The organism is Micromonospora sp. WMMC241, assembly GCF_027460165.1.
Taxonomy (GTDB): domain Bacteria; phylum Actinomycetota; class Actinomycetes; order Mycobacteriales; family Micromonosporaceae; genus Micromonospora; species Micromonospora humi.
This window is the reverse complement of sequence record NZ_JAPZBF010000001.1, coordinates 3,386,957-3,412,856: the sequence shown is the minus strand read 5'-3', so window position 1 is coordinate 3,412,856 and position 25,900 is coordinate 3,386,957. Positions and strand designations below refer to the sequence as shown.

At 74.0% G+C, this 25,900-nt stretch carries 23 protein-coding genes and 1 pseudogene; 13 read left to right on the top strand and 11 right to left on the bottom strand.

Annotated elements, in window-relative coordinates; all coding sequences use genetic code 11:
* Positions 1-11: 11 nt before the first annotated feature.
* Positions 12-965 (top strand): twin-arginine translocase subunit TatC, encoded by a 954-nt coding sequence (gene tatC, locus O7598_RS15790; RefSeq protein WP_269692109.1) that lies wholly within the window; start codon positions 12-14, stop codon positions 963-965.
* A 209-nt stretch (positions 966-1,174) separates the two neighbouring features.
* Here the strand turns inward: tatC and O7598_RS15785 are convergent, their stop codons facing one another.
* A complete protein-coding gene (locus tag O7598_RS15785; protein WP_269692108.1) occupies positions 1,175-2,059 on the bottom strand; it encodes an ABC transporter substrate-binding protein in 885 nt (294 codons plus the stop codon).
* Positions 2,060-2,202: 143 nt separating this feature from the next.
* Here O7598_RS15785 and O7598_RS15780 point away from each other — a divergent pair, with 143 nt between their 5' ends.
* Together O7598_RS15780 and O7598_RS15775 are read left to right on the top strand one after the other, a co-directional pair.
* Complete coding sequence (locus O7598_RS15780; RefSeq protein ID WP_269692107.1) at positions 2,203-2,901, top strand: hypothetical protein; 699 nt, start codon at positions 2,203-2,205, stop codon at positions 2,899-2,901.
* 100 nt (positions 2,902-3,001) lie between these two features.
* Positions 3,002-3,652 carry a fasciclin domain-containing protein gene (locus O7598_RS15775; RefSeq protein WP_269692106.1) on the top strand — a complete coding sequence of 217 codons (651 nt, stop codon included), beginning with the start codon at positions 3,002-3,004 and terminating at the stop codon, positions 3,650-3,652.
* Between the two features lie 43 nt (positions 3,653-3,695).
* On the opposite strand, the gene O7598_RS15770 is transcribed toward O7598_RS15775, so the two are convergent.
* A complete protein-coding gene (locus O7598_RS15770) occupies positions 3,696-4,433 on the bottom strand; it encodes a hypothetical protein (RefSeq protein ID WP_269692105.1) in 738 nt (245 codons plus the stop codon).
* A gap of 104 nt (positions 4,434-4,537) precedes the next feature.
* Here O7598_RS15770 and O7598_RS15765 point away from each other — a divergent pair, with 104 nt between their 5' ends.
* On the top strand, positions 4,538-5,455 hold the full coding sequence (locus O7598_RS15765; RefSeq protein ID WP_442929860.1) for a diacylglycerol kinase: 918 nt from the start codon (positions 4,538-4,540) through the stop codon (positions 5,453-5,455).
* Here the strand turns inward: O7598_RS15765 and O7598_RS15760 are convergent.
* A complete protein-coding gene (locus O7598_RS15760; RefSeq protein ID WP_269692103.1) occupies positions 5,418-6,347 on the bottom strand; it encodes an EamA family transporter in 930 nt (309 codons plus the stop codon). The two genes, O7598_RS15765 and O7598_RS15760, sit on opposite strands and share 38 nt — an antisense overlap.
* Before the next feature lie 27 nt (positions 6,348-6,374).
* A complete protein-coding gene (locus O7598_RS15755; RefSeq protein ID WP_269692102.1) occupies positions 6,375-7,139 on the bottom strand; it encodes an HAD family hydrolase in 765 nt (254 codons plus the stop codon).
* 86 nt (positions 7,140-7,225) lie between these two features.
* Here O7598_RS15755 and O7598_RS15750 point away from each other — a divergent pair, with 86 nt between their 5' ends.
* On the top strand, positions 7,226-10,006 hold the full coding sequence (locus O7598_RS15750; RefSeq protein ID WP_269692101.1) for a DEAD/DEAH box helicase: 2,781 nt from the start codon (positions 7,226-7,228) through the stop codon (positions 10,004-10,006).
* 165 nt (positions 10,007-10,171) lie between these two features.
* On the top strand, positions 10,172-11,155 hold the full coding sequence (locus O7598_RS15745) for an MHYT domain-containing protein (RefSeq protein ID WP_269692100.1): 984 nt from the start codon (positions 10,172-10,174) through the stop codon (positions 11,153-11,155).
* Between the two features lie 514 nt (positions 11,156-11,669).
* Here O7598_RS15745 and O7598_RS15740 read toward each other — a convergent pair.
* Entirely contained in the window at positions 11,670-12,593 is a 924-nt protein-coding gene (locus tag O7598_RS15740) for a 5'-3' exonuclease (protein WP_269692099.1), read from the bottom strand.
* A 62-nt stretch (positions 12,594-12,655) separates the two neighbouring features.
* On the opposite strand from O7598_RS15740, the gene O7598_RS15735 reads away from it, so the two are divergent.
* Positions 12,656-13,729 carry a DUF4037 domain-containing protein gene (locus O7598_RS15735; RefSeq protein WP_269692098.1) on the top strand — a complete coding sequence of 358 codons (1,074 nt, stop codon included), beginning with the start codon at positions 12,656-12,658 and terminating at the stop codon, positions 13,727-13,729.
* A 3-nt stretch (positions 13,730-13,732) separates the two neighbouring features.
* Here O7598_RS15735 and O7598_RS15730 read toward each other — a convergent pair whose 3' ends face one another.
* Positions 13,733-14,995 carry an MFS transporter gene (locus tag O7598_RS15730; RefSeq protein ID WP_269692097.1) on the bottom strand — a complete coding sequence of 421 codons (1,263 nt, stop codon included), beginning with the start codon at positions 14,993-14,995 and terminating at the stop codon, positions 13,733-13,735.
* Between the two features lie 70 nt (positions 14,996-15,065).
* Here O7598_RS15730 and O7598_RS15725 point away from each other — a divergent pair, with 70 nt between their 5' ends.
* The 5 genes and pseudogenes from O7598_RS15725 to O7598_RS15705 all read left to right on the top strand — a co-directional run bounded on the left by O7598_RS15725 (position 15,066) and on the right by O7598_RS15705 (position 20,890).
* On the top strand, positions 15,066-15,953 hold the full coding sequence (locus O7598_RS15725; RefSeq protein ID WP_269692096.1) for a winged helix-turn-helix transcriptional regulator: 888 nt from the start codon (positions 15,066-15,068) through the stop codon (positions 15,951-15,953).
* A gap of 282 nt (positions 15,954-16,235) precedes the next feature.
* On the top strand, positions 16,236-17,195 hold the full coding sequence (locus O7598_RS15720; protein ID WP_269692095.1) for a hypothetical protein: 960 nt from the start codon (positions 16,236-16,238) through the stop codon (positions 17,193-17,195).
* Between the two features lie 212 nt (positions 17,196-17,407).
* Positions 17,408-17,929 carry a GNAT family N-acetyltransferase gene (locus tag O7598_RS15715; RefSeq protein WP_269692094.1) on the top strand — a complete coding sequence of 174 codons (522 nt, stop codon included), beginning with the start codon at positions 17,408-17,410 and terminating at the stop codon, positions 17,927-17,929.
* A 36-nt stretch (positions 17,930-17,965) separates the two neighbouring features.
* Positions 17,966-18,169: pseudogene (locus tag O7598_RS31455) on the top strand (hypothetical protein); the annotation flags it as partial.
* 153 nt (positions 18,170-18,322) lie between these two features.
* Entirely contained in the window at positions 18,323-20,890 is a 2,568-nt protein-coding gene (locus O7598_RS15705) for a discoidin domain-containing protein (RefSeq protein ID WP_269692093.1), read from the top strand.
* On the opposite strand, the gene O7598_RS15700 is transcribed toward O7598_RS15705, so the two are convergent.
* The 4 genes from O7598_RS15700 to O7598_RS15685 form a co-directional block, all read right to left on the bottom strand.
* Positions 20,789-21,598 (bottom strand): glycosyltransferase family 2 protein, encoded by an 810-nt coding sequence (locus tag O7598_RS15700; RefSeq protein ID WP_269692092.1) that lies wholly within the window; start codon positions 21,596-21,598, stop codon positions 20,789-20,791. The two genes, O7598_RS15705 and O7598_RS15700, sit on opposite strands and share 102 nt — an antisense overlap.
* Positions 21,599-21,692: 94 nt before the next feature.
* A complete protein-coding gene (locus O7598_RS15695; protein WP_269692091.1) occupies positions 21,693-22,325 on the bottom strand; it encodes a YdcF family protein in 633 nt (210 codons plus the stop codon).
* 58 nt (positions 22,326-22,383) lie between these two features.
* Positions 22,384-22,641, bottom strand: a complete 258-nt coding sequence (locus O7598_RS15690; RefSeq protein WP_269692090.1) for a DUF4873 domain-containing protein — start codon at positions 22,639-22,641, stop codon at positions 22,384-22,386.
* Positions 22,638-23,345: a TetR/AcrR family transcriptional regulator gene (locus O7598_RS15685; protein ID WP_269692089.1), complete on the bottom strand. Its 708-nt coding sequence runs from the start codon at positions 23,343-23,345 to the stop codon at positions 22,638-22,640. Before O7598_RS15685 ends, O7598_RS15690 begins: the two co-directional genes overlap by 4 nt.
* A 48-nt stretch (positions 23,346-23,393) precedes the next feature.
* On the opposite strand from O7598_RS15685, the gene O7598_RS15680 reads away from it, so the two are divergent.
* A complete protein-coding gene (locus O7598_RS15680) occupies positions 23,394-24,296 on the top strand; it encodes an AurF N-oxygenase family protein (RefSeq protein ID WP_269692088.1) in 903 nt (300 codons plus the stop codon).
* Between the two features lie 56 nt (positions 24,297-24,352).
* On the opposite strand, the gene O7598_RS15675 is transcribed toward O7598_RS15680, so the two are convergent.
* Positions 24,353-25,792: a cellulase family glycosylhydrolase gene (locus O7598_RS15675; RefSeq protein WP_269694876.1), complete on the bottom strand. Its 1,440-nt coding sequence runs from the start codon at positions 25,790-25,792 to the stop codon at positions 24,353-24,355.
* Positions 25,793-25,900: the final 108 nt, after the last annotated feature.

Here is a 25,900-nt window from a genome sequence, read left to right as displayed (position 1 = left end):
CCCCCACCACCGTGGCCTTCGGGTTGAAGAAGCGCGGGCCGAGTTCGTTCGCGCGCGCGTCCGACGGCTCGATGACGCTCATCGAGCACATCCGCGAGCTGCGGAACCGCCTGTTCCGGGCGTCGCTGGCGATCCTGTTCGGCTTCGGCTTCGGCGTCTGGCTCTCCGGGCCGGTGATGCACCTGCTGCAGAAGCCCTACTGCGACCTGCCCAAGGCGCGGTTGATCAACGGCGACTGCAACTTCGTCCAGCTCGGCCCCGCCGACCTGTTCCTGCTGCAGATGAAGGTCTCCCTCTGGGTCGGCCTGATCATCGCCGCGCCGATCTGGCTCTACCAGCTCTGGGCGTTCATCGCGCCGGGCCTGCACCGTCACGAGCGGCGCTACGCCTACTTCTTCACCGCCCTGGCCGCCCCGCTGTTCGCGGCCGGCGCGGTGCTGGCGTTCTTCGTGACGTCCAAGGGCCTGGAGTTCCTGCTCGACGTCTCCGGCGGCGGCGACGTGACCACCACGCTCGACATCACCCGCTACATCGGGTTCGTCACCAACCTGATCCTGCTGTTCGGGGTGGCGTTCGAGTTCCCGTTGATCGTGCTGATGCTCAACTTCGTCGGCCTGGCCAGCGCCAAGCGGCTGCTGAGCTGGTGGCGGGTGGCGATCTTCGTGTTCTTCGCGTTCTCCGCGGTGGTCACGCCGACGCCGGACCCGTTCGGCATGACGGCGCTGGCGTTCTGCCTCTCCGCGCTCTACTTCGGCGCGGTGGGGCTGGCGTTCCTCAACGACCGGCGGCGCGGGCGGGGCCGCGAGGTCTACGCCGGCATCGCCGACGACGAGGTGTCGCCGCTGGACCTGTCGAACGAGCCGGTGCCGACCGGCGCCCGGATCGAGGCGTCCGCCCCGGTCGAGGCGCCCGAGCCGGTCGCCGCCCCGGCGCCGATCGAACGCCGCTACGACGACATGACCTGACCGTCTCCCAGCAAGCTCCACCCGGCCGCCGTTCCCGCCCACGGGGACGGCGGCCGCGTCTCACCTTCACCCCCGTCCGCGTCGATCTTGGACTTGTGGCGCCTCGAATGCGGCTCCCGCACCTTTTGTCAACGACCACAACTCCAAGATCGACGGAATTGGGCGGGGCGCGGGGCGGGGCGGGGCGGGGCGGGGCGGGGCGGGGGCGGTCAGGACACGCGGCGGGCGGCGGTGGGGGAGAGGGGCGGGACCGCGTCGGGGTGCAGGATGGCGGCGATCGCCTCGGCGCCGTCGACCAGGCGCGGGCCGGCGCGAACGATCAGCGCGTCCGCGTCCAGCGCCCACACCTCAGCACCGGGAAAGTGCCCGGCCACCTCGGCCGCCTGGTCGGCGGCGCCGTCGAGCCGGAAACCGCACGGCGCGACGAGCACCACCTCGGGGTCGGCCGCGCGCAGCTCCGCCCAGGTCGTCGCCGTGGACCGGGCCCCCGGATGGGTGGCCACCGGCGCGCCGCCGGCGACGTCGACGAGATCCGGGATCCAGTGCCCGGCGCCGAACGGCGGATCCACCCACTCGACGACGGCGACCCGCCGCCGGGGCCGGCCGACCACCGCCGCGCCGATCGCCGCCAGCCGGGCCCGCAGGCCGTCCACCAGCGCCTCGGCGCGCTCCGGCACCCGGGCCGCCGCGCCCACCGCGCGGATCGTGCCCAGCACGTCGTCGAGGGTGTACGGGTCGAGCGACAGCACCTCCGCCCGCACGCCGAGATGGTCGACGGCGTCGGCCACCCGGCCGGACGGCAGCGCGCAGACCCGGCACAGGTCCTGGGTGAGGATCAGGTCCGGGTCCAGCCCGGCCAGCGCGCCGGCGTGCAGGGTGTAGAGGTCCGCCCCGGCCGCGAGCCGTTCCCGGACGTAGGCGTCGATCTCACCGGGGCTCATCCCGCTGGTGTCCCGCCCACCGACCACCACCGAGACCCCGGCCCGGTACGCCGCCGGCACCTCGCACTCGAACGTGACCCCGACCAGGTCGTCACCGAGACCCAGGGCGTAGACGATCTCGGTGGCGGAGGGGAGGAGGGAGACCAGTCGCATGCCGCCATCATCGCCGCACCGGAGCCGGACAATCGAGCCGCCCTCGGGCCTTGCCGGGACACCCGGCCCGCTTAGACTCTGCTGACTCTGCCGAGTCCCACCCCGTCCCGGTCAGCGCGCTGACCTCCGCTCCGGAGCGCCCGATGAAAAGCCGTACCGCCGCCGTCCTGACCCTCCTCTGCGCCGCCGCCGCGCTCACCGCCTGCGGCGACGACGAGCCCGCGCCGAAGGGCGAGCAGGTGCCGGTGACCGCCACCGACACCAGCTGTGAGGTCACCACCACGCTGTTCACCCCGGGCACGGTCACCTTCACCGTGACCAACCGGGGGCAGCAGGCCACCGGGGTCTACGTCTACGGCCGGGAGGGCGACCACTTCACCAAGGTGGTCGCCGAGGTGGCCGACGTGCCGGCGGGCCGCACCGGCGACCTGCGCGCCACGCTCGCCACCGGCTCCTACGAGGTGGCCTGCAAGCCGGGCCGGCAGGGCGACGGGGTGCGGACCCGGATCACCGTCTCCGACGACGGCAACGTGGCCAGCGCCGCGGCCGAGACGGCGTACGACCGGGCGGTCGCCATCGAGCTGACCGGTGACACGCTCACCGGCGCCGACGGGTTGATCGCCGAGCCCGGCGAGAAGCTCTCGCTCAAGGTGACCAACAAGACCGCCGGCGCCCGGACGCTGTACGTGCTCAACCCGGACGGCAAGCGGATCGCCGAGCTGAAGGCGGAGCCGAACGGCACCGCCGAGACGGTGGTGGCGCTGGGCGCCGCCGGTAACTGGACGCTCAAGGTTAAGGGCGACGGGGTCGCCGCGGTGAGCCGGCGGCTGGTGGTGCGCTGACCGACGGATCGCGGGCGGGTGCATCCATCGGGGACGGTCCGGGCGAAGCAAGGGTCGTGACGACAGTCACGGACCCGTTCGCTCGACGAAAGGCTCCCCGATGAACATCGCTCGTCTCGCCGCCCGGCTGGCCGTGGGCGCCACCGCCGCGGCGGTGGCCACCACCGCCGTCGCCGCTCCCGCCCAGGCCGGCGCGAAGCAGCCCGGCACCCGGTCGCTGGCCGCCGTGCTGACCGCCGACAAGAGCGGCTTCGACCGCAACGCGCGGGACTTCGACGTGCTCACCAAGGCGGTCCTGACGGTGCTCCAGGCCAAGCCGGACTCGCCGGTGAAGGTGCTCACCGACGGCACGGTCGCGCTCACCGCGTTCGTGCCGAACGACTACGCGTTCCGCGAGCTGGTCCGCGACATCACCGCCGCCAAGAAGCTCCCCGGCGAGAAGGCCGCGTTCGACGCGGTCGCCGGCCTCGGCGTGGACACCGTGGAGGACGTGCTGCTCTACCACGTGGTGCCGGGCGCCACGATCGACCGCAGGGCGGCGCTGAAGGCCGACGGCGCGGAGCTGTCGACCGCGCTCGGCGCCACCGTCGAGGTCGACGTGCGGCACTGCTGGTACGGCCGGCAGGTGCGCCTGGTCGACGCGGACACCAACGACCGCGACGCGCAGGTGGTCCGCTACGACATCAACAAGGGCAACAAGCAGATCGCGCACGCGGTGGACCGGGTGCTGCGCCCGATCGACCTGCCCTGATCCGCTTCCGTCGACGGCGTCCGGCACCCCCTGCCGGGCGCCGTCACCGTTCGCGGTGTCCGAACTGCTCGCTGAGCGCCAGCCCGGCGGAGCAGCTCAGCTCACCGGGGGCGAGCTGCACGTGGGAGGGCCGCCACGTCTCGGCGCCCTTCGGGCCGACGCGGGCCAGCAGGCAGTCGTACTGGCTGGCGCGCAGCGCCACGCCGACCGTGTCGCCCTCGACCGCGACCTCCTGGCGTACCGCCGGGTCGAGCTTCAGGCCGGCGACGGCGGCGCGGACCTTGCTCTCGTGCGGGCCGGCGCCGCTGAGGGCCCGCCGGAGGCGGTCGTCGAGGCCGGCCAGCGACGGGTCCTTCGCGACCGGCAACGGTTGCCCGGCGGGGCAGTCGACGTCGTCGTCGCGGTCGTCGTCCTTCGGGCCGAGGCGCAGCCGGAAGCAGACCTCCTCGGTGCCCTCGACCCGCTCGCCCCAGTCGTTGACGCTGCTGCCGTGCCCGGTCACCCGCAGCACCAACGTCACCCCGGTCTGCCAGTGCGTCTCGCCGTCGACCCGGAGCACCGCGACGGCCGCCTCCTGCCCGGCGGTGTGCGCGTAGTCCTCGGCCTTGTAGAGGTGGTCGCGGTCGAACCGCGCCTCGATCCGGTCGACCGTCTCGGTGGCGTCGGCGACGGCGTCGTCGTGCCACGGCGCCTCGTCCGGCCGTTGGGCCCACCACGCGGCCAGCAGGAACGGGGCGAGCGCGACCGGGGCGAGGACGGCGATCAACGTGCGGGAACGCATGGCGCGCAGTATTCCGCACGGCCGTGCGCGCCGTGGCCCCGTCGATGTCCGCTGCGGGCGTCGCCCCTGGTGGGTGGTGCGAGGTGTGCCGTACGGTGCTCGCCGTGACCGCGCACGATCATGCCCCGCCCGGCCCCGTCGCCGTGCTCGCGAACCCGACCGCCGGCCGGGGGCGGCACCGGGGTCTGCTGCCCGAGATCCTGGCGAGCCTCGGCCGGGCCGGCCGCCCGGTCGAGCTGCTGCGCGCCCGTACCCCGCAGGAGGCGGAGGCGGCGTGCCACGCCGCGGTGGCCGGCGGCGCCGGGGCGCTGGTCGCGGTCGGCGGCGACGGCACGGTGCACCGCGCGATGCAGGCGGTGGCCGGGACGGTCGTGCCGTTCGGGCCGGTGCCGGCGGGCACCGGCAACGACTTCGCGGTCGAGACCGGGTTCCCGGCCGACCCCCGCGCGGCCGTCGAGGTGATCACCGACGCGCTGGCCGCCGGCCGCAGCCGCCCGGTCGACCTGGCCCGGATGTCCGGGGCCGGCGGGGACGACCGGTGGTACGGCGCGGTGCTCGCGGCCGGGTTCGACGCGATCGTCAACGAGCGGGCCAACCGGATGCGCTGGCCGCGCGGCCCCCGCCGGTACGACCTGGCGATCCTGGTGGAGCTGGCCCGGCTGCGGCCGCGTCGCTACCGGCTGACCCTCGACGGGGTGCCGCAGGAGGTGGACGCGGTGCTGGTCGCGGTCGGCAACGCGGCCAGCTACGGCGGGGGTATGCGGATCTGCCCGGACGCCGACCCGACCGACGGCCTGCTGGACGTGGTGGTGGGCGGCCGGTTCGACAGGCGCACCCTGATGCGGGTCAAGCCGCGCATCTACCGGGGCACCCACGTGACGCACCCGCTGGTGCGCGCCTACCGGGCCCGGACGGTGGAGCTGGCCGCCGAGGGCATCACCACGTACGCCGACGGCGAGCGCGTCCTCGACCTGCCGGTGACCGTCACCGCGGTGCCGGCGGCGCTGCGGCTGCTCCGCTGAGCGACGGCGGCGGCCCGACCGGCGGCGGGGGCGCGGCGGCCCGGACCGCGCCGACGCTCGCCACCACCACCAGCGCGATGGCGAGCACCTCGATCGGGTGCAGCGCCTGGCCGAGCACCAGCCAGCCGGCCAGCGCGGCGACCGCCGGGCCGAGGCTCATCAGCACCGCGAACGTCGCGGTGGGCAGCCGCCGCAGGGCCGCCAGCTCCAGGCTGTAGGGCAGCACCGAGGCGAGCAGCGCCAGCGCGGCGCCGAGCCCCAGCACCGCCGGGTCGGCCAGCCGGCCGCCGGCGTCGGCCAGCCCGATCGGCAGGGTGACCAGCGCGGCCACGGCGAGCGCCAGGGCCAGCCCGTCGGCCCGGGGGAACCGCGCGCCGACCCGGGCCGAGCAGACGATGTACGCCGCCCACATGGCGCCCGCGGCCAGCGCCAGCGCGGCACCGAGTGGGTCGAGCCGGTCGAACCCGCCCTGCCCGAGCAGGGCCACCCCGGCCAGCGCCAGCCCGGCCCAGCACCAGGCCGCGACCCGGCGCGCGCCGGCCACCGACAGCGCCAGCGGGCCGAGCACCTCCAGCGTGACGGCCGGACCGAGCGGGATCCGCTCGATCGCCTGGTAGAAGACGGAGTTCATGCCGGCCAGGGCCAGCCCGAACGCGACCACTGCCGTCCAGTCGTCCCGGCCGTGCCCGCGCAGCCGGGGCCGGCACGCCGCGAGCATCAGCAGCGCGCCGAGGGTCAGCCGCAGGGTGACCGCGCCGGCCACCCCGGTGCGCGGGAACAGCAGCGCGGCCAGCGCGGAACCGAACTGCACCGACAGCGCCCCGCCGAGCACCAGCGCGACCCCGCCGAGCCGGCCCGACGCGCGGGGCGGAAAGGGGTGGGCTGCGGTCACGCCCCTGACCCTAGTCGGGGCGGCCGGTCACCCGACGCCGGCCAGGTCCAGCACCGCGCCCAGCCCGTTCGGGCGGCCGGCGTCGGCGGCGGGCAGCACCAGCACCCCGCAGCCGGCCGCCACCGCGCCGGCGTCGGCCGGGGTGTCACCCACCATCAGCGTGTGCTCCGGGTCGACGCCGAGCATCCCGCAGGCCCGCAGGAAGATGCCCGGATCCGGCTTGCAGCGCCCCACCTCGTACGACAGCGCGTACGCGTCGACCAGTCCGTCGAGGCCCCAGGCGGCGAAGAGGGGACGCAGGTCGAAGCCGATGTTGCTGACCACCGCCACCTTCACCCCGCCGGCGGCGAGCGCACCGAGCACCGGGGCGGTGTCGGGGTACGGCAGCCAGCCCTCGGGGACCAGCACCCGCTCGTAGAGCGCGTCGGCGAACCCGTCGATGCCGGCGTCGACGGTCTCGGCCAGCGCGGTGTAGGCACCGCGGTGGGCGTGCGGGTAGAGGTCGCGGTCGGCCCACAGCTCGGCCAGCCGGGGCGGGACCCGGGCCGGCAGCGGGCCGCCCGCCCGGCCGGCGGTGAGCAGGCGGTCGGCGAGCGAGGTGGCCCGGATCCGGTCCAGCTCGACCCCGCAGGCGGTCGCGGCGGCGTACACCCAGGCCAGTGGCTCCTCCACCTGGGCGAGCGTGCCGTGGAAGTCGAAGAGAACCGCCTCCACGGGCCGACGGGACGGGCTCGGGCGGACGGCGTCGTCGGCGCCGCGCGAGGCGTGGGGCAGTTCGGTACGGTCCGGCACGTCGTGCACCCTACCGACCCGCTCCGACCGCCCCGCCGGACGGCCTTGACCGGTGGCCGTCGGCGGTACCGATTAATCTTGGATGCATGTCGAGCCCCGCCGAGCGGTACGCCGCGGCGCGCCGCCGGGCCGCGCAGGCCTCCGCCTTCCCGGCCCTGGACGAATTCTCCCGCGACCTCGGGTTCGACCTGGACGACTTCCAGCGCGAGGCGTGCGAGGCCCTGGAGCGGGGCAGCGGGGTGCTGGTCTGCGCGCCCACCGGCGCCGGCAAGACGGTGGTGGGCGAGTTCGCGGTGCACCTGGCGCTGCGCGAGGCGCCCGCGGGCGACGGGCCGGCCGTGCGTCGCAAGTGCTTCTACACCACGCCGATCAAAGCGCTGTCCAACCAGAAGTACCACGACCTGGTCGACCGCTACGGCGCCGAGCAGGTCGGTCTGCTCACCGGCGACAACGCGATCAACGGCGACGCGCCCGTGGTGGTGATGACCACCGAGGTGCTGCGCAACATGCTCTACGCCGGCTCGGCGACCCTCGAGGGCCTGGCCTACGTGGTGATGGACGAGGTGCACTACCTGGCCGACCGCTTCCGCGGCGGGGTCTGGGAAGAAGTGATCATCCACCTGCCGGAGTCGGTGACGTTGGTGTCGCTGTCGGCGACCGTGTCGAACGCCGAGGAGTTCGCCGACTGGCTGGTCACGGTGCGGGGGGAGACCACGGTGGTGGTCTCCGAGCACCGGCCGGTGCCGCTCTGGCAGCACATGCTGGTCGGCAAGCGGATGTTCGACCTCTTCCACGACGCCGACGCGGCCCGCAAGCACGACGTGCACCCGGAGCTGCTGCGCTACACCCGGGACACGACGCGCCGGCTGGAGCTGGGCGAGGGGCGCAGCGCGGGCCCCGGCGGCGGGCGGCGCGGCCCCCGGTGGCGCGGTCCGATGCGCCCCGACATCGTCGACCGGCTCGACCGGGAAGGGCTGCTCCCGGCGATCCTGTTCATCTTCAGCCGCGCCGGCTGCCAGGCCGCCGTCCAGCAGTGCCTCGCCGCCGGGCTGCGGCTGACCTCCGCGGAGGAGCGCGCCGAGATCCGCGAGGTGGTCGAGTCCCGGATCACCGCCATCCCCGGCGAGGACCTGACCGTGCTGGGCTACTGGGAGTGGCTCGACGGCCTGGAGCGCGGGCTGGCCGCGCACCACGCCGGCATGCTCCCCGCGTTCAAGGAGGTCGTCGAGGAGCTGTTCGTCCGCGGCCTGGTCAAGGCGGTCTTCGCCACCGAGACGCTGGCCCTGGGCATCAACATGCCGGCCCGCTGCGTGGTGCTGGAGCGGCTGGTCAAGTTCAACGGCGAGGCCCACGTCGACCTCACCCCGGGTGAATACACCCAGCTCACCGGCCGGGCCGGCCGCCGCGGCATCGACGTCGAGGGCCACGCGGTGGTGGTCTGGTCGCCGGAGACCGACCCCCGGCACGTGGCCGGGCTCGCCTCCACCCGCACCTACCCGCTGCGGTCCAGCTTCCGGCCGTCCTACAACATGGCCGTCAACCTGGTCGGCAGCGTCGGGGCGGAGCCGGCCCGGGCGCTGCTGGAGTCCTCCTTCGCGCAGTTCCAGGCCGACCGGTCGGTGGTCGGCCTGGCCCGGCAGGTGCAGCGCAACACCGAGACGATCGAGGCGTACGGCGCGGAGGCCGCCTGCCACCAGGGCGACTTCGACGAGTACTTCGCGCTGCGGGTGGCGATCGCCGACCGGGAGCGGGCCATCGCCCGCCAGGGGCAGACCCAGCGCAAGGCGGCGGCCGTCGCCTCGCTGGAGCGGCTGCGGGTCGGTGACGTGATCCGGGTGCCGTCGGGGCGGCGCGCCGGCCTGGCCGTGGTGCTCGACCCGGCCACCGGCGGGTTCGGCGAGCCCCGCCCGCTGGTGCTCACCCAGGACCGGTGGGCCGGCCGGGTCAGCCCGGGCGACTTCACCACCCCGGCCGAGGTGCTCACCCGGATCCGGGTGCCGAAGCACTTCAACCACCGCTCGCCGGCGGCCCGACGCGACCTGGCCGCCGCGGTCAGCGGCACCGGCCTGGACCGGCACAGCGGCCGGCGCGGCGGGCGTTCCCGCCAGGCGGTGGGGGAGGACCACCGGCTCAGTCAGCTCCGCGTCGAGCTGCGCGGGCATCCCTGCCACGCCTGCCCGGAGCGGGAGGAGCACGCCCGGTGGGCGGAGCGCCGCCGCCGGCTGGAGCGCGACACCGAGGAGCTGCGCGAGCGGGTGAGCGGGCGGACCGGCTCGCTGGCCCGCACGTTCGACCGGATCGTCGCGCTGCTGACCGCACGCGGCTACCTGGCGACCGACGGCGAGGTGACCGACGCGGGTCGGATGCTGGCGCGGATCTGGACCGAGGCCGACCTGCTGGTCGCCGAGTGCCTGCGCCGCCGGGTGTGGGACGGCCTCTCCCCGGCCGAGCTGGCCGCCGCCGTGTCGGTGGTGGTCTTCGAGGCGCGGCGCGACCTGGACGAGCGGGCGTCGCTGCCCCGTGGCGCGGTCGGGGACGCGGTCGACGAGACGCTCAAGCTGTGGGGCGACATCGAGGCGGACGAGGCGGCGCGCGGTCTGACCGTCACCCGCGAGCCGGATCTCGGCTTCGCCTGGCCGATCTACCGCTGGGCGCGCGGTGAGGCGCTCGCCAAGGTGCTCGCCAGCGGGCACCAGATCGACGGCGAGATGCCGGCCGGCGACTTCGTCCGGTGGGCGCGGCAGGTGGTCGACCTGCTGGGCCAGATCGCCGACTCGGGCGGCGCCTCGACGGAGCTGCGGGCCACCGCGCGACAGGCGATCTCGGCCGTCAACCGGGGCGTGCTGGCCTACCACGCCTCCGCCTGACGATCACTTTCGGTCACCGACGCCGGTGAATCGACGCATCGCTGCGTCATCACGACACCACCCCACGAAACCTCCGGGGGGTGGTGTCGCGCCTGGTCAGGCCCTGCCGGATCATTGCCGAGGCGCGACGGTTACGCGCCGGTAGCGGATCGGGGGAAGGTCACCGTGGGCGAGATCAATCACTTTGAGTACGGGTGGATCACACCCGCGCTCAGCTACGCGCTGTCCGTGCTCGGCTCGGCGCTCGGCCTGGTCTGCGCCGGCCGCATCCGGACCGCCACCGGTGCCGGCCAGCGCGCCTGGTGGGGTCTGCTCGCGGCCTGGGCGCTCGGCGGCACCGCCATCTGGGCGATGCACTTCATGGCCATGCTCGGCTTCGCCGTCGGCGGCACCCGGATCCGCTACGACGTGCCGCTGACCGCGGCCAGCACGGTGATCGCCATGGTCGGCGTCGGCATCGGCCTGGCGATCGTGGGCACCGGCCGGCTCACCGCCGTCCGGTTGCTCGCCGGCGGTGTCTTCACCGGCGCCGGCGTGGCCGCAATGCACTACACCGGGATGGCGGCCATGCGGCTGGACGGCACGCTCGGCTACGACCCGTTGCGGGTGACGCTCTCCGTCGTCATCGCGCTGGTGGCCGCCACGGTGGCGCTCTGGCTGGCGATGACCGTCCGGCGCGGCGTCGCGATCATCGCCTCCGCGCTGGTCATGGGCATCGCCGTGAACGGCATGCACTTCACCGGCATGAGCGCGCTGTCGGTGCACCTGCACGAGGGTCGCGGCGCCACCACCGGCACCGAGGTCAGCGGTCTGCTGGTGCCGATCGTGCTCGCCGTGATCTTCGGCGTGGTGGGGCTGGTATACGCGCTGCTCGCCGCGCCGTCCGACGACGACCGGGCCGGGGCCGCGTACGTGGCCGCCCGGCTCGACGGCGCCACGCCGGTGCCGGAGGCGGCGCCGGATCCGGTGGGCCTGCGCGCGCCCCGCGTGGCACCGGAGCAGCCCGCGCCGGATCCGGTGGGCCTGCGCGCGCCCCGCGTGGTGCCGGAGCAGCCCGCGCCGGATCCGGTGGGCCTGCGGTCCCGCTCGACGCTGGCACAGCCCGGCGCCCAGTTCCCGTCCCGCCGCAAGTCCGACCCCCGCAGCTGACCCGGCGGCGAGACCGCTGCCGCAGTCCGGCCTTCCACGCTCGACGCGCCTGCCCGTCGATGTCGTCCCGTCCGGAATCAGCTCGCGGTGCGGCGCCGTGGCGGTACCGGAAACCGCGACAGCCCGCGGTCTCTCAAATAGCGAGAACGATCTTCCGCTGGACGGACCATTGTAGATCTTGGTACGAAAGTGCCCCCATGAGGGCCAATTCGTACCAAGATCTACATCACCGGCACCGATACCCGGGACGTGAAGTGCATTGTGCTGCGATGGACGGCGGCCCGAGAGGGGCGCAGACCTGCCCTGACGCCAGCGTCGTCGACCAGGCCGGTGAGCGGGCCGAGCCGTTCGGCGGCAACGCCAACGCGCCACCCTCGCCGAGCCCGCGCCGTCCGGGCCGAGATGCTGGGCCGCCTGCCCGGCGGGCCTGGCTGGCGCGAAACGGCCGGCACCCTCAGCTGGGGTGGGCCTCGGCGGGGGTGAGCCGCGGCGCTGCCGTCGGGTGGGTCCGCGCTCAGGTGCGGGGGGCGGCGAGCGCGTCGACCAGGCGTCGGCAGGAGCCGGCCAGGTTCCAGCGCTGCGCCAGTTCGAGCAGCCGCTCCGGGTCGGCGGGGGAGGTCGGCAGCGCCGGGTCCAGGTCGGGCAGCGGCACGTCGGTGGCGACCCGGACCACCTTCGGCGCCACGGCCAGGTAGTCGCGCGCGCCGTCGAGCTTGCCGCGCAGCCCCGGGGCGAAGCCGGAGCCGGGGTCGTCGAGCGCGGCCAGGATGCCGTCGAGCCCGCCGTAGCGGTCGATCAGGCGGGCGGCGGTCTTCTCGCCCACGCCGGGCACGCCGGGCAGCCCGTCGCTCGGGTCGCCGCGCAGCGCGGCGAAGTCGGCGTACCGGTCGGCGGGCACGCCGTAGCGGGCGCGGACCGCGGCGTCGTCGCAGTCGTCCAGCTTGGCCACGCCCCGACCGACGTAGAGCAGGCGCGTCGGGTGGGTGTCGTCGACGAGCTGGAACAGGTCGCGGTCACCGGAGACCACCTCGACCGGGCCGGGCTGGGTGACCGAGAGCGTGCCCAGCACGTCGTCGGCCTCGTAGCCGGTGGCGCCGACCACCGGGACGCCCAGCGCGTCGAGGACCTCCAGGATCATCGGCACCTGCGGGGACAGCGTGTCCGGCACGACCTCGCCGCCCTCCGGCGCGACCCGGTGCGCCTTGTACGACGGGAGCAGCTCCACCCGCCACGCCGGCCGCCAGTCGTGGTCCATCGCGCAGATCATCCGGTCCGGCCGCCGGGTGCGGACCAACTGGGCGAGCATGTCGAGGAAGCCGCGCACCGCGTTGACCGGCTGGCCGTCGTCGGTCCTCGCGGCCGACTCCGGGATGCCGAAGTAGGCGCGGAAGTAGAGGCTGGGGGAGTCGATCAGCAGGATCGGGGGTCGGTGTGCCACGCGCAACAGGGTGGCACACCCCTGGGACGAGATGGGGGACGGCGGTTGCGCAGACTGGTCGGGTGACGTTCGTACCCGGTCTGATCCTGGCCCGCCGGTTCCACGACGAGGTGGTTGCCCCGCTGCTGGCCCGGCGGTTGCCGGGCCTGCCGTACTCCGCCGGTCTGCTCGACGGCGGCTCCGAGCTGTTCGGTCTCGACATGCCCCGCTCGACCGACCACGACTGGGGGCCGCGTACCCAGCTATTCGTGGCGGACGCGACGCGGATCGCGGCGGTGCGGGCGGCGCTCGACGCGGAGCTGCCCGCGGAGTTCCTCGGCTGGCCGGCCCGGTTCGCCGGTGGCCCGACGACCCGGCTCGGCGTGGTCCGCGCGGACGGCGACCGGCACGGGGTGAGCGTCGAGGAGCTGGGGTCGTGGCTGCGGGCCCGGCTGGGCGTCGACCCGCGCGCCGGCCTGTCGACGGCGGACTGGCTGGCCACGCCGACGCAGCGGCTGGCGGAGCTGACCGCGGGCGCGGTGTTCCACGACGGGCTGGGCGGCGCGCTCACCGCCGTGCGGGCCCGGCTGGCGTGGTATCCGGACGACGTCTGGCGTCACGTGTTGGCAGCGTGTTGGCAGCGGGTGGCGCAGGCCGAGCACCTGGCCGGTCGCTGCGCCGAGGTCGGCGACGAGGTGGGCAGCCGGGTGGTCACGGCCGGGCTGGCCCGTGACCTGATGCGCCTCGGCCTGCTGCTGCACCGCCGCTGGCCCCCGTACCCGAAGTGGCTGGGCACGGTCTTCGCCGGCCTGGCGGCGGCGGGGCCGGTGGTGGACGCGTTGGCCGTCGCACTCGGCGGCGGCGACTGGGCGACCCGGCAGGCCGGCCTGGTGCGGGCGCTGGAGACGCTGGCCGGCTGGACCAACGAGGCCGGCTTGGCCGCGCCCGTGGACCCGGCGGCGCGGCCGTTCCACGACCGGCCGTTCCTGGTGCTGGACGCGGGGCGGCTCGTCGAGGCGCTGCGCGCCGCGATCGTCGATCCGGAGCTGCGCGGGCGCCCGCCGGTCGGCGCGGTGGACCAGTACGTCGACAACGTCGACGTGCTCACCGAGCCGGGCCGGGCGCGCCGGGTGGCGGCGGCGGTGCTGCCGGGCTGACCGTCAGGGCGCGGCGACCGGCTCCGGTGCGGGCGGCGCGTCGACGCGCAGGTCGGTCAGGTCGCGCAGCCGCCGGATCGGGGAGAAGAGCAGGGTCAGCGGGGCCAGCGCGGTGGCCGCGGCGAAGCAGAACAGGGTGGCCCGGGCCCCGGCGGGCCCGGCGAGGGCGCCGGCGAGCAGCCCGCCGACCGGGATGGCGCCCCAGGAGACGAAGCGGACCGTGGCCATCACCCGGGAGAGCAGGCCGGGCGGGCTGGCGGTCTGCCGGTAGGTGCGGGTGGTCACGCTGAGCACCACCACCCCGGCGGCGAAGAGCACGTTCCCCGCCGCGAAGGCCAGGTACGCGGGTGCGCCCACGCCCACCGGCACCAGGGCCGCGCCGCCGACCGACACCAGGCAGGCGACCACCAGCGAGCGGGCCGTCCCCCACCGCCCGGTGATCCACGGGGTCAGGGCCGCGCCGACGAGCGAGCCGACGCCCTCGACGGCGAGCAGCACGCCGACCAGCGCGGGTGGCGCGTGCAGCTCGCGGACCAGGTAGAGCGGGTAGACGGCGAGCTGGGCGCCGCAGACGAAGTTCACCGCGGTGGCGGTCCACATGGTCGGTCCCATCACCGGGTGCCGCGTGACGTACCGCCAGCCTTCGCCGATCATCGCCCGCACCGGGGGCCACCGGTCGGGCGCGTCGGTGCGGCGGGCCGGCAGCGAGCCGAGCAGCGCGGCGGAGACGAGGTAGCTGACCGCGTCGACAAGCACGGCCGGCACCGCGCCGAGCGCCTGCACCGCGACTCCACCCAGGGACGGGCCGCCGAGCTGCGTGGCGGCGTGCGTGGCGGAGGTGAGGCTGTTGCGGGCGTGCAGTTGCTCGCGGGGGACCACGGTGGGCAGGAACGTCGCGTTGGCGACGTCGAACAGCACGTTGGCGAAGCTGACCACAAGCGCCACGACGATCAGGTGCGCCACCGTCAGCCAACCCCACCACCAGGCCAGCGGTACCGACGCCACCGCCACGGCGCGGGCCAGGTCGGTGCCCACCTGTGCGCCGCGCAGCGGGAGCCGTTGCACGATCACGCCGGCGGGTAGGCCGATCACCAGCCAGGCGACGTAGCCGGCGGCGGCGACCAGCCCCATCTCGAACGCCGAGGCGTCCAGCACGGTCAGCGCGGTGAGCGGCAACGCCACCGCACCGACCGCCGACCCCAGATAGCTGGTGGTGCCGGCGGCCCACCAGCGCCAGAACACCCCGGCCCGATGCTCGACGGACATGCCGCCAACCCCCGATCCGAGCCAGTGAGTTCCAATCTGGAACGGACTATAGTCGTCGTGGGGGTGACGTGTGAAGCGGGCTGGACTCGAGGATGCGGACTGCGGCATCGCGCAGGCGCTCGGCGTGCTCGGCGACTGGTGGGCGGTGCTGATCGTCCGCGAGATCGCCGGCGGCACGACCCGGTTCGACGCCGTGCAGCGCGAGCTGGGGGTCAGTCGGCGCGCGCTCACCGAACGGCTCGGTGGCCTGGTCGCCCAGGGCGTGTTGCGGCGCGAGCCCTACTCACTGCACCCTCCGCGCCACGACTACCTGCTGACCGCCAAGGGCGAGGGCCTGCTGCCGGTGCTGGTGGCGCTCCAGGACTGGGGGACCCGGCACGTGATGGGCGACGGCGCGTTGACCGGCACCGCCGACGCCGGCTCGGCCGAGGCGCGCCGGATGCACCGTCTCGTCGGCCGGCGGCTGCCCCCGCTGGAGCTGACCCGGCACGACGGCGCCGTGGAGGCGCCCGCCGTGCCCGGCCGGTGGACAGTGCTCTACCTGTTCCCGGGCGCCTTCGCGCCGGGTGCGCCCGGCCTGCCGCCGGCCTGGGCGGACATCCCCGGCGCCGTCGGTTGCACGCTGGAGTCTCGCACGTACGCCGACCGCCACCCGTCGTTCCGGGTAGCCGGGGCGGAGGTGCGCGGCGTCAGCACCCAGCGCCCCGACCAGCTGGCCGCGTTCGCCGCGCACGCCCGGCTGCCGTATCCGCTGCTCGCCGACGAGGACGCCCGCCTCGCCGCCGGACTGCTGCTGCCCACCTTCCGCGCCGGCGGAGTGGTCCGGTTCAAGCGGCTCACCCTGCTGGTCGACCCGTCGGCCGTGGTGCGGGCGGTGCAGTTCCCGATCACCGATCCGGCCGGCTCCGTCGACGAGATGCTCGCCGAGGTACGTCACCGTGCCGGCTCGGACAGTTAGAAGTCGCGCGGAAGGGTGGTGTTCATCGGCGACATTCGGAGCGGCTGTCCCGCCGGCGGCGGATCCATCTCGCGTCGGATCAGGCTACGAATGGTGATGATCGCGTCGGCGGGTCGAAGTACGCGTCGATGACCTTCTCCGTTCGTCGTAGCAGCACACTTTCCTCGCCGAGTTCCCGATCCGGCAGCGGCCGCGGTGGGGCTCCCCTAGTGGGTGGCATGGGGAAAGGTCGGGGAGTTCCTCCGGATGCCCGGGGGCCTGGCCACGGGCCAGGATGAGGGGGTGACCATGCCCGCGTCCATAGCCTCCGACAACCCGTCCCGGACCCGTCGACCGGTCCGGGACGAGGGCGGCGCGGACCGGTTCACGCTGTTTCTCGTCGCGGCGGTGCTCACCATCCTGGTGACCCGGGCGTTCCTGCATATGACCGGCTATCCGCGGGTCGGCGGCGGAGGACTGCACGTCGCGCACGTGCTGTGGGGCGGCCTCGGGATGCTCGCCGCCCACCTGATGTCCATGCTGTTCCTCGGCATCGCGGTGAGAAATGCCGCCGCTGTCGTGGCCGGAGCCGGCTTCGGCTTGTTCATCGACGAGGTCGGCAAATTTCTCACCGCCGACAACAACTACTTCTATGAACCCGTCGCCGCCATCATCTACGCCGTTTTCGTCGCGACCTACGCCGTAGTAAGGCTCGGTGTCAACCGCCGGCCCCTGAGCGAACGGGAGCGACTCGTCAACGCGGCGCAGCGGACGGCAGATGGCCACGCCGGCTCGCCGACGGGCGGTGAATGGCCGACGCGCATCCGCGAGCAGTGGCGGGCGGCGCTTGCCGACTTCTGCCGACGGCCGTTGCTTCGCCGCTGGACCGCACCAGCGATCGCGTTGTTCACCCTCTTCTCGCTGGGTCGCCCGCTCGTGCTGCTGTCCCGGGATCCGAACCTGCCCAACGTCATCTATGCGACGTTCGCGTCCACCGCGTTCGTGCTCGCGGTCCTCGGGCTGTGGCGCTCGAGGCGTGGCCGGTCAGCAACCAACCTGTTCGAGGTTGCTCTGATGATGGAACTGCTGGTGGTACAGGTCTTCTGGCTCCTGGACAGCGAGTTCGCCGGAATCCTGCCAGTCGCCGGGACCGTGGCCCTGCTGACCGTCAACCGACGACACGCCACCCCGTCGCGTCGCGGGCGGTGCGGCGCTGCCGCGTACGTCCGGCACGTGTCCGGCGTTTGTGATGCAGATCACTGACCTCGCTCATGCTCAGCCCTCGCGCGCCGGGGTGCGCTGCCTCGCAAGTGGCCACTCACCCACCCTGAGGCCCCCGGGAACCGCCCGGGCGAGCGCGCGCGTACTCCTCCCAAGCGAATGACCTCGCCGAAGGCAGAGACGGCCTGCGGGCATGATCCACAGTAGATTCGAGGGGATCGCCGAAGGCCCGGACCGTGGCTACGGTGGCTCGCATGCCAACTCTGATATCGCCCACCACCAGCCTGTATGCCGCCTTCCAGGACTGCCGCGACGACTGGGGACCCGGTCTGCACGAGGACGGCTTCGGCATCGGCCCCGAAGACGACCTGGACTCGCCCGACGGCTTCGCCGACTGGGTGCGGCGACGTCTCCGGCTCGACCACGGGGCCGGGGCGCCGTGCCCCGACGAGCGGCACGCCTCGTGCCGGTGGATCGTCGAGGACGGGCAGGTGCTCGGGGGCATCGCGATGCGGCACTGGCAGGACGACGACCTGGGCCAGATCGGCTACGGCGTACGTCCCTCCGCGCGCCGCCGCGGCCTGGCGAGCTGGGCCCTGGGCGAGATGCTCCGCGAGGCCCGCACCGTGCTGGGTCTGCACCGGGTGCTCATTCCCTGCCTGGAGGACAACCTCGCCTCGGCGCGCACCATCGAGAGCCAGGGCGGCGTGTTCCAGGGAATCCTCGACACCGGGCACGTCCGGGTCCGCCGCTACTGGATCTCGCTCAGCCGCTGACCTGCCCACCGGCCGTCGGAGGTCAAGCAGGACCAGGCCGTCGGCGGTGCGCTCACCAAGGCGCCCGACGGTGGGCGGCGGGCGGGCCGATCCCCGGTCGACCGGGGCAAGGGCGGCCTCTACCTGGCAGCCGCCCTCGTCACGGTACGTCAACTCATCCGCCGAGCCCGAACCCTCTACCGGTGGACGCTCGCCCCACCGCCCGATGCCCCACGTGACACCTGCTGCCGGCGGTCTTAGTTCCGGACTTTTCACAAGGCGCGAAAAAAGCGGTGGAGCGGTGCCGCGGGAATTGACATACGCCACTGCGTACCGGGAGGGTCCTGCGCACGGGCAGACACCACGACACGCCCGGAATCCCCGACCCGCACTCCACCCGTCCCGGAGATGCCCATGTCACCCGTACCGTCCAGACGCCGCCGGCCGCTGCTCGCCGCGCTGACCGCCCTGCTCGCCGCCGTGGCGCTGGTCGCGCCGCCCGGCCCGGCCCGGGCCGCCGACCCGCTGCTGTCGCAGGGCCGGCCCACCACCGCCTCGTCCACCGAGAACGCCGGCACCCCGGCGTCCAACGCCACCGACGGCGACGCCGGCACCCGCTGGTCGAGCGCGTTCGCCGATCCGCAGTGGATCCAGGTCGACCTCGGCGCCACCGCCGCCGTCTCCCGGGTCAGCCTGGCCTGGGAGGGCGCGTACGCGCGGGCGTACCAGGTGCAGACCTCGACCGATGGCGCCACCTGGACCACCGTGTTCAGCACCACCAGCGGCGACGGCGGCACCGACGACCTGACGGTCAGCGGCACCGGCCGCTACGTGCGGGTGTACGGCACCGCGCGGGCCACCGGCTACGGCTACTCGCTCTGGGAGTTCCAGGTCTACGGCAGCACCGGCGGCGGCAGCGGCTGCGACACCGCGACCAACGCGGCGCAGGGCCGCCCGGCCACCGCCTCGTCGACCGAGAACGCCGGGACCCCCGCCTCCGCCGCCGTCGACGGCAACCCGGGCACCCGCTGGGCCAGCGCCGCCGCCGACCCGCAGTGGCTCCGGATCGACCTGGGCAGCGTGCGCACCGTCTGCCGGGTGGTGCTGAGCTGGGAGGCCGCGTACGCGCGGGCGTACCAGATCCAGACCTCGACCGACGGCGCCACCTGGACCACCGTGTACGGCACCACCACCGGCGACGGCGGCACCGACACGGTGACCGTCACCGGCACCGGCCGATACCTGCGGGTGTACGGCACCGCGCGGGCCACCGGCTACGGCTACTCGCTGTGGGAGGTCGCCGTCAACACCACCGGCGGCGGCACGATCCCGGGCGGCGGGCCGCTCGGGCCCAACGTCATCACGTTCGACCCGTCGATGTCCGCCGCCACCATCCAGGGCCAGCTCGACACCGTCTTCCGGACCCAGGAGTCGAACCAGTTCGGCACCCAGCGGTACGCGCTGATGTTCAAGCCGGGCGACTACTCCGGCATCAACGCGCAGATCGGCTTCTACACCTCGATCATGGGGCTCGGCCGGAACCCCGGCGACGTGCGGATCCACGGCGACGTCACGGTGGACGCCGGTTGGTTCAACGGCAACGCCACTCAGAACTTCTGGCGCTCCGCGTCGAACATGCAGGTCTTCCCGTCCGCCGGGTTCACCCGCTGGGCGGTGTCGCAGGCCGCGCCGTTCCGCCGGATGGACATCCAGGGCGACCTCAACCTGGCCCCGAACGGCTACGGCTGGGCCAGCGGCGGCTACATCGCGGACAGCCGGGTGACCGGCATCGTCCAGCCCTACTCGCAGCAGCAGTGGTACACCCGCGACAGCAACGTGGGCGGCTACCTCAACGCGGTCTGGAACGTGACCAACTCCGGCGTGGTCGGCGCGCCCGCCACCAGCTTCCCCAACCCGCCGTACACCACGCTGGCGCAGACCCCGGTCAGCCGCGACGTGCCCTACCTCTACCTCGACGCCGCCGGCGCCTACCAGGTGTTCGTCCCGTCCACCCGCACCAACGCCAGCGGGGCGTCCTGGCTGGGCGGGTCGACGGCGGGCACGTCGATCCCGCTGAGCCAGTTCTACGTCGCCAGGCCCGGCGACTCGGCCGCCACCATCAACGCCGCCCTGACCCAGGGGCTCAACCTGCTGTTCACCCCCGGCGTGTACGCCGTCGACCAGACCATCGCGGTGAACCGGCCCGGCACCGTGGTCCTCGGCATCGGCTACCCGACGCTGGTGCCGCAGAACGGCGTGGTGCCGATGACGGTCGCCGACGTCGACGGGGTCCGCCTGGCCGGGCTGCTGTTCGACGCCGGCGCGGTGAACTCGCCGGTGCTGCTCCAGGTCGGCCCGGCCGGGTCGAGCGCGCGCCACGCCGCGAACCCCACCTCGATCCAGGACGTCTTCTTCCGCATCGGCGGCGCCCACGCCGGCAAGGCCACCACCAGCCTGGTGGTCAACCAGGACGACGCCCTGATCGACCACATCTGGGCCTGGCGCGGCGACCACGGCACCGGCATCGGCTGGACCGTGAACACCGCCGACACCGGCCTGATCGTCAACGGCGACAACGTCACCGCGCTCGGTCTGTTCGTCGAGCACTACCAGAAACACGAGGTGATCTGGAACGGCGAGAACGGGCGGACCATCTTCTTCCAGAACGAGCTGCCGTACGACCCGCCGAACGCGGCCGCCTGGACCAACGGCTCACGGGTCGGCTACGCGGCGTTCAAGGTCGCCGACAGCGTCACCTCGTTCGAGGGCTGGGGGATGGGCAGCTACTGCTACTTCAACGTGGACCCGACCATCGCCGCCTACCACGCCTTCGAGGCGCCGACCCGCTCCGGCGTGCGGTTCCACGACCTGCTCACCGTCTCACTGGGCGGCAACGGGTCGATCACCCACGTCGTCAACGACACCGGCGCCGCCGCGCAGGGCACCGCCACGGTCCCGGTCAACGTGGTCAGCTACCCCTGACCCGGCCCGCCGCCGCCCGGGGGAGAACACCCGGGCGGCGGCGAAGCCGACCAGCGGCCGGTAGATCCGCACCGAGTCGGCCAGCGCCGAGAAGTGCGAGCCGGAGTTGCCGGCGTGGTAGCGGGTGGCGATGTCGACCTGCTCGATCGGAAGCCCGTCCCGGGCCGACTCCAGCAGCACGTTCATCTCGTACTCGAAACGGTCGCCGGGAATGGTGGCGAGCCAGCTCAGCAGCCCGGCCGGGTAGGCGCGCAGGCCGGTCTGGGTGTCCCGCACGTCGCGGCCGGTGGCCAGCCGGAACGCCGCCCGGGTCGCCGCGTTGCCGAACCGGCTGCGGGCCGGCACCTCGCCGTCGAAGCGGCGCACACCCAGCGTCTGCGCCCCGGTGTCGCGCATCCGCTCGGCCACCCGAACAACGTCGGACACCTCGTGCTGGCCGTCCGCGTCCACGCACACCACGCCGTCGCCCGGGCGGTGCGTCGTGGCGTACCGGAAACCGGTGCGCAGCACCACGCCCTTGCCCCGGTTGACCCGGCGGCGCAGCACGGTGGCGCCCCGGGCGCGGGCCGCATCGAGCACCGCGGTGGCGGACGGGCCGCTGCCGTCGTCGACGACCAGCAGGGACGCCCCGGGCACCGCGGCGGCGAGGTCGGTGACGAGCGGCGGCAGCCGGTCACCCGGCCGGTACACCGGCACCAGCACGATCACGGAACCTCCCGGGGTGGTGTCGCCCGCCGGCACGGCCCGCCGGGTCGATCGCGGACCGTCGTACCCCCGGGGCCGGTCCGCGAATCCACCGTGGTCAGCGACCGCCGAGAAGCCGCTCGACCCGGTGCGCGGCGCGGGTCAGCCCGCGCTCGCGCCGCAACAGCGACTCCGGGGTACGCAGGCCGAGGTAGCCGAGCCGACAGGCGACCCGGGCCGCCCGCTCCCGCCGGGCCGGCACCGGATCCGGACCGGTCACCGGCACGTCCAACAGGTCGGCGCCGCGCAGCCCGAGAGCGCGGCGGGCGAGCAGCCGGATCCGGGGCAGGTGCCACGGGTGGGAGACCAGCCCGAGCGGGTGCGCCGGGGTGAACCGGGCCGCGTCGAGCAGTCCGTCCTGGACGGTGAGTGCGAGGTTCTGCAGCGTGGTGCGGGAGCGGGTCTCGGCGTCCAGCCGGGCGTACGCGTCGAGGCCGGCGTCGCGGGCGAGGGCCCGCATCAGCTCGCCCTCGCGGTGCTGCGCCGGCGGGTCGGGCGCGCCGGCCGGACCGTGCGGCCAGCCGCCGGTGAAGACCACGCGCGCGTCGGGCGCGGCCCGGAACTCGGCCGCGTGGGCGCGGACGTACCCGATCGCGGCCCGGGTGCGGGCGACGCTCTCGGCGGTGAGCCGGTAGCCGCCGCCGTCGGCCACCACTCCGCGACCGAAGACGAGCAGCACGGTGGCGATCATGATCCAAGTGTAAGGAGGGGCCCCTTTTTAACACCCGTCTGTTAAAAGGGCCCCCTCCTCACACCCAGGGTGGCGGGCCGACGCCGGTGATCCGCACGCCGCCCCACGGGTCGACCTCGGTGAGCCGGGCGGGGGCGACCCGGTCGCCGATCCGGACCTCGACGTCGCGCCGGCCGGCGCGCAGCAGCCGTGCCACCCGGGGCTCCGGCTCGATCCGCCCGGCCCAGTGGTAGCGGCCGTCGACCGGCTCCCACCGGCCGGCGGCGTGCAGCCGCACCGGGGTGCCGGCCACCTCGGCCGGCCCCTGCCAGGTCACGGCTCGATCCGCTCGTGCGCGCGGGTCAGTTCCGGCGGCAGGTCGGCGCCGCGCCGGACCCCCTCGATGCCGCTCCACAGCAGCGTGGTCAGGTAGTCGGTGAGCGCCTCCCGGCGGATCGGCTGCCCGTGCGTGGTCCACCAGTCGCCGACCGCCTGCACGAAACCCACCAGCCCGTACGCCCACGGCTCGGCCGGGCCGGCGTCGAGGCCGAGCGTCCGCAGCCGGTCGCCGATCACCCGGGCCAGCCCGGTGGCGACCTGCCGGCTGGTGCCGGTGACCACCTGCTGGATGCCGGGGTGGCCGGCCTCGTGCACCAGGAAACGGTAGAGCGTCGGCTCGGACTCGATCACGCTCAGGTAGGCGTCGATGGTCGCCTCGACCAGCGCCCGTTCCTCGCGTACCTGGGCCACGGCGGGGGCGATGGCGTCCACCACGCGCGCCGCGACCACCTCGCTGACCGCGAGCCAGAGTTGCGCCCGGTCGGCGAAGTAGCGGTAGAGCACCGGTTTGCTCACCCCGGCCGTGGCCGCCACCTGGTCCATGTCGACGGCGGGGCCGTGCCGCAGCAGCGCCTGCACGGCCGCGCCGATCAGCTCGTGCCGGCGTTGCTCGCGATGCTCGGCCCAGCGGTCGCGCCGGCCGCTGCGCGGTGGCTCCGTCGGCCCGTCGGAGCCATTGACATCGGTGGAGGTGCGTCGCATGCTACCACTCGTAACAGTTACCTGAAGTTACGTCAACCTGGAGGGGTCATGGAGCGGACGCCGGCCGGATTCCCCCGCGAGGCGGTCGCCGACCGCCTGCTCACCGCCTCGGTGCGGACCAGCTACGACCCGCTGGTGGACCTCGACTGGTCGGCGCCCCCGGTGCCGGGCGCCTACTGGATGCCGCCGCGACGCAGCAGCCTCTACGGCACGTCGCTGTGGGAGGCGATGACCGAAGACCAGCGGATCGAGCTGACCAAGCACGAGGTGGCCGGCGCGGCCAGCGCCGGCCTGTGGTTCGAGACGATCCTCATGCAGATGCTGATCCGGCACTACTACGACGCGGACCCGACCAGCCGGCACGCCCAGTACGCGCTCACCGAGGTCGCCGACGAGTGCCGGCACTCCATCATGTTCGGCCGGCTCATCGAGGCGATGGGGTGCCCGGTCTACCGCGCCGACCCGGTCGACCACCTGCTCGGCCGCTGGCTCAAGGCCACCGCCACCGGCCCGCAGATGTACGCGTCCATCCTGATCGCCGAGGAGATCCTCGACTCGTTCCAGCGCGAGGCGATGGCCGACGAGTCGGTGCAGCCGCTGATCCGCATGGTGTCCCGGATCCACGTGGTGGAGGAGGCCCGGCACGTCCGGTTCGCCCGCGACGAGTTGGCCCGCCAGGTCGAGGCGGCCGGCCCGGTCGCGCTGGGCTACGCCCGGTTGGTGATCGGCCGGGCCGCGCACTCGATCAGCCGGCGGCTGGTGAACCCGCGGGCGTACGCGGCGGTCGGCATCGCGCCGGCGGTCGGCCTGGCCGCGGCCCGGAGCAACCCGCACTGGCAGGCCACCCTGCGCTGGTCCGCCCAGCGGATCGCCGAGCACCTGGCCGACCTCGGTCTGATCGCCGGTCCGGGCCGCGTGCTGTGGCGGCGCTCCGGGCTGATCGCGTCCTGAGGCGGGGGCGGGCCGGCGGCGACCCGAAGGGGGGAGGGTCGCCGCCGGCCGCCCGGTCAGGAGGTGGGGAAGTTGTCCGGGGTGCGGATCCGGTCGCGCATGTACGTGCCGGACTCGGTGAGCACCGAGGGGCCGGTGAACGTGCCCGCCGCGCAGGTGCCCGGGCGCAGCGCCGCGCTGCCCTCGGCCGCGTCGGAGAACGTCCAGTTCGCGTAGCTGATCTTCAGCCGGTCGAGCAGATCCAGCCAGGCGTTGCTGCTGGCCGTGTCGACCGCGCCGTCACCGGTGTAGGTGACCGTGCCGAACTCGGTGACGAACAGCGGCAGCCGGGAGGCGGCCCGCTGCACCTCGTTGCGGTAGTTGTCCTTGTGCGACGCGGCGTAGAAGTGGAACGTGTACATGATGTTCTCGGCCCGGACCGGGTTGTTGACGATCTCGTCGGAGTTGCCGCCCTCGGACACGCCCAGTGAGGACCAGCCCCGGGTGCCGACGATGACCACCGCGTCCGGGTCGGCGGCCCGGATCACCGGGATCACCTGCTCGGCGTAGCTGCGGATGGTCGACCAGCTCACCCCGTTGGGCTCGTTGGTGATCTCGTAGATCACGTTCTTCTTGGCGGCGTTGCGCGAGGCCACGTTCGCGAAGAACGTCTTCGCCCGGTCCAGGTTGTACATCGGGTCGCCGGGCGTCAGCGTGTGGAAGTCGATCAGCGCGTACATGCCCCGCGCCTCGGCCTTGTCGACGAGCGTGTTCACCTGGTTGGTGAAGGCGGTCGGGTTCGTCTCGTAGCCCTTCTCCTGCACGTACATCGAGATGCGCAGCAGGTCGGCCTGCCAGTCGTCGGCCAGCGCGGTGAGCGACGTGTCGGTGTAGCAGTTGGCGAACCACTGCAACCCGTGGGTGCTCATGCCGCGCAGTTGGATCGGCTTGCCGTACTGGTTGCAGAGGTTGACGCCGCAGACCCGCAGCTGCCCGTTGATCGCCACCGGCGTGGTGCCGGTCGGCGGCGGTGGCGTGGTCGGCGGGGGAGTGGTGGTCGGTGGCGTGCCGGGCGTCGTCGGCGTGGTGGTGCCGCCGGTGCAGACCGTGCCGTTGAGCGTGAACGAGGTCGGGTTCGGGTTCGACCCGGTCCACGACCCGTTGAAGCCGACGGTGGTGCTGGCCCCGGTGCCGAGTGATCCGTTGTAGTCCAGGCTGCGCCCGGTGACCGCGGAGCCGCTCTGCTGCCAGGTGGCCGACCAGCCCTGCACCAGCCGCTGGCCCCCGTCCGGGAAGGTGAAGCCCAGCGTCCAGTTGTTCACCGGGTCGCCGAGGTTCTTGATCGTCAGGTTGGCGGTGAAGCCGCCCTGCCAGGAGTTGGTGGTGTAGGTGACGGCGCAGCCGGTCGCCGCCATCGCGTTCGTCGTCGGCAGGACGGCCGTCGCCGCCAGGGCGAGCGCGCCGACTGCGCCGCCGACGAGCAGGTGCCGCCGGGACGGTCGGGGGATCGAGAACATGCGGGAAGGTCCCATCTGATGGGTGATGATCGGACGGTGCCCGTCGTCAACCTGCCCGGAAAGTCCGACGTGGCGCACAGGGGAGCGCTCCCACGCCGAGGGTAGAGG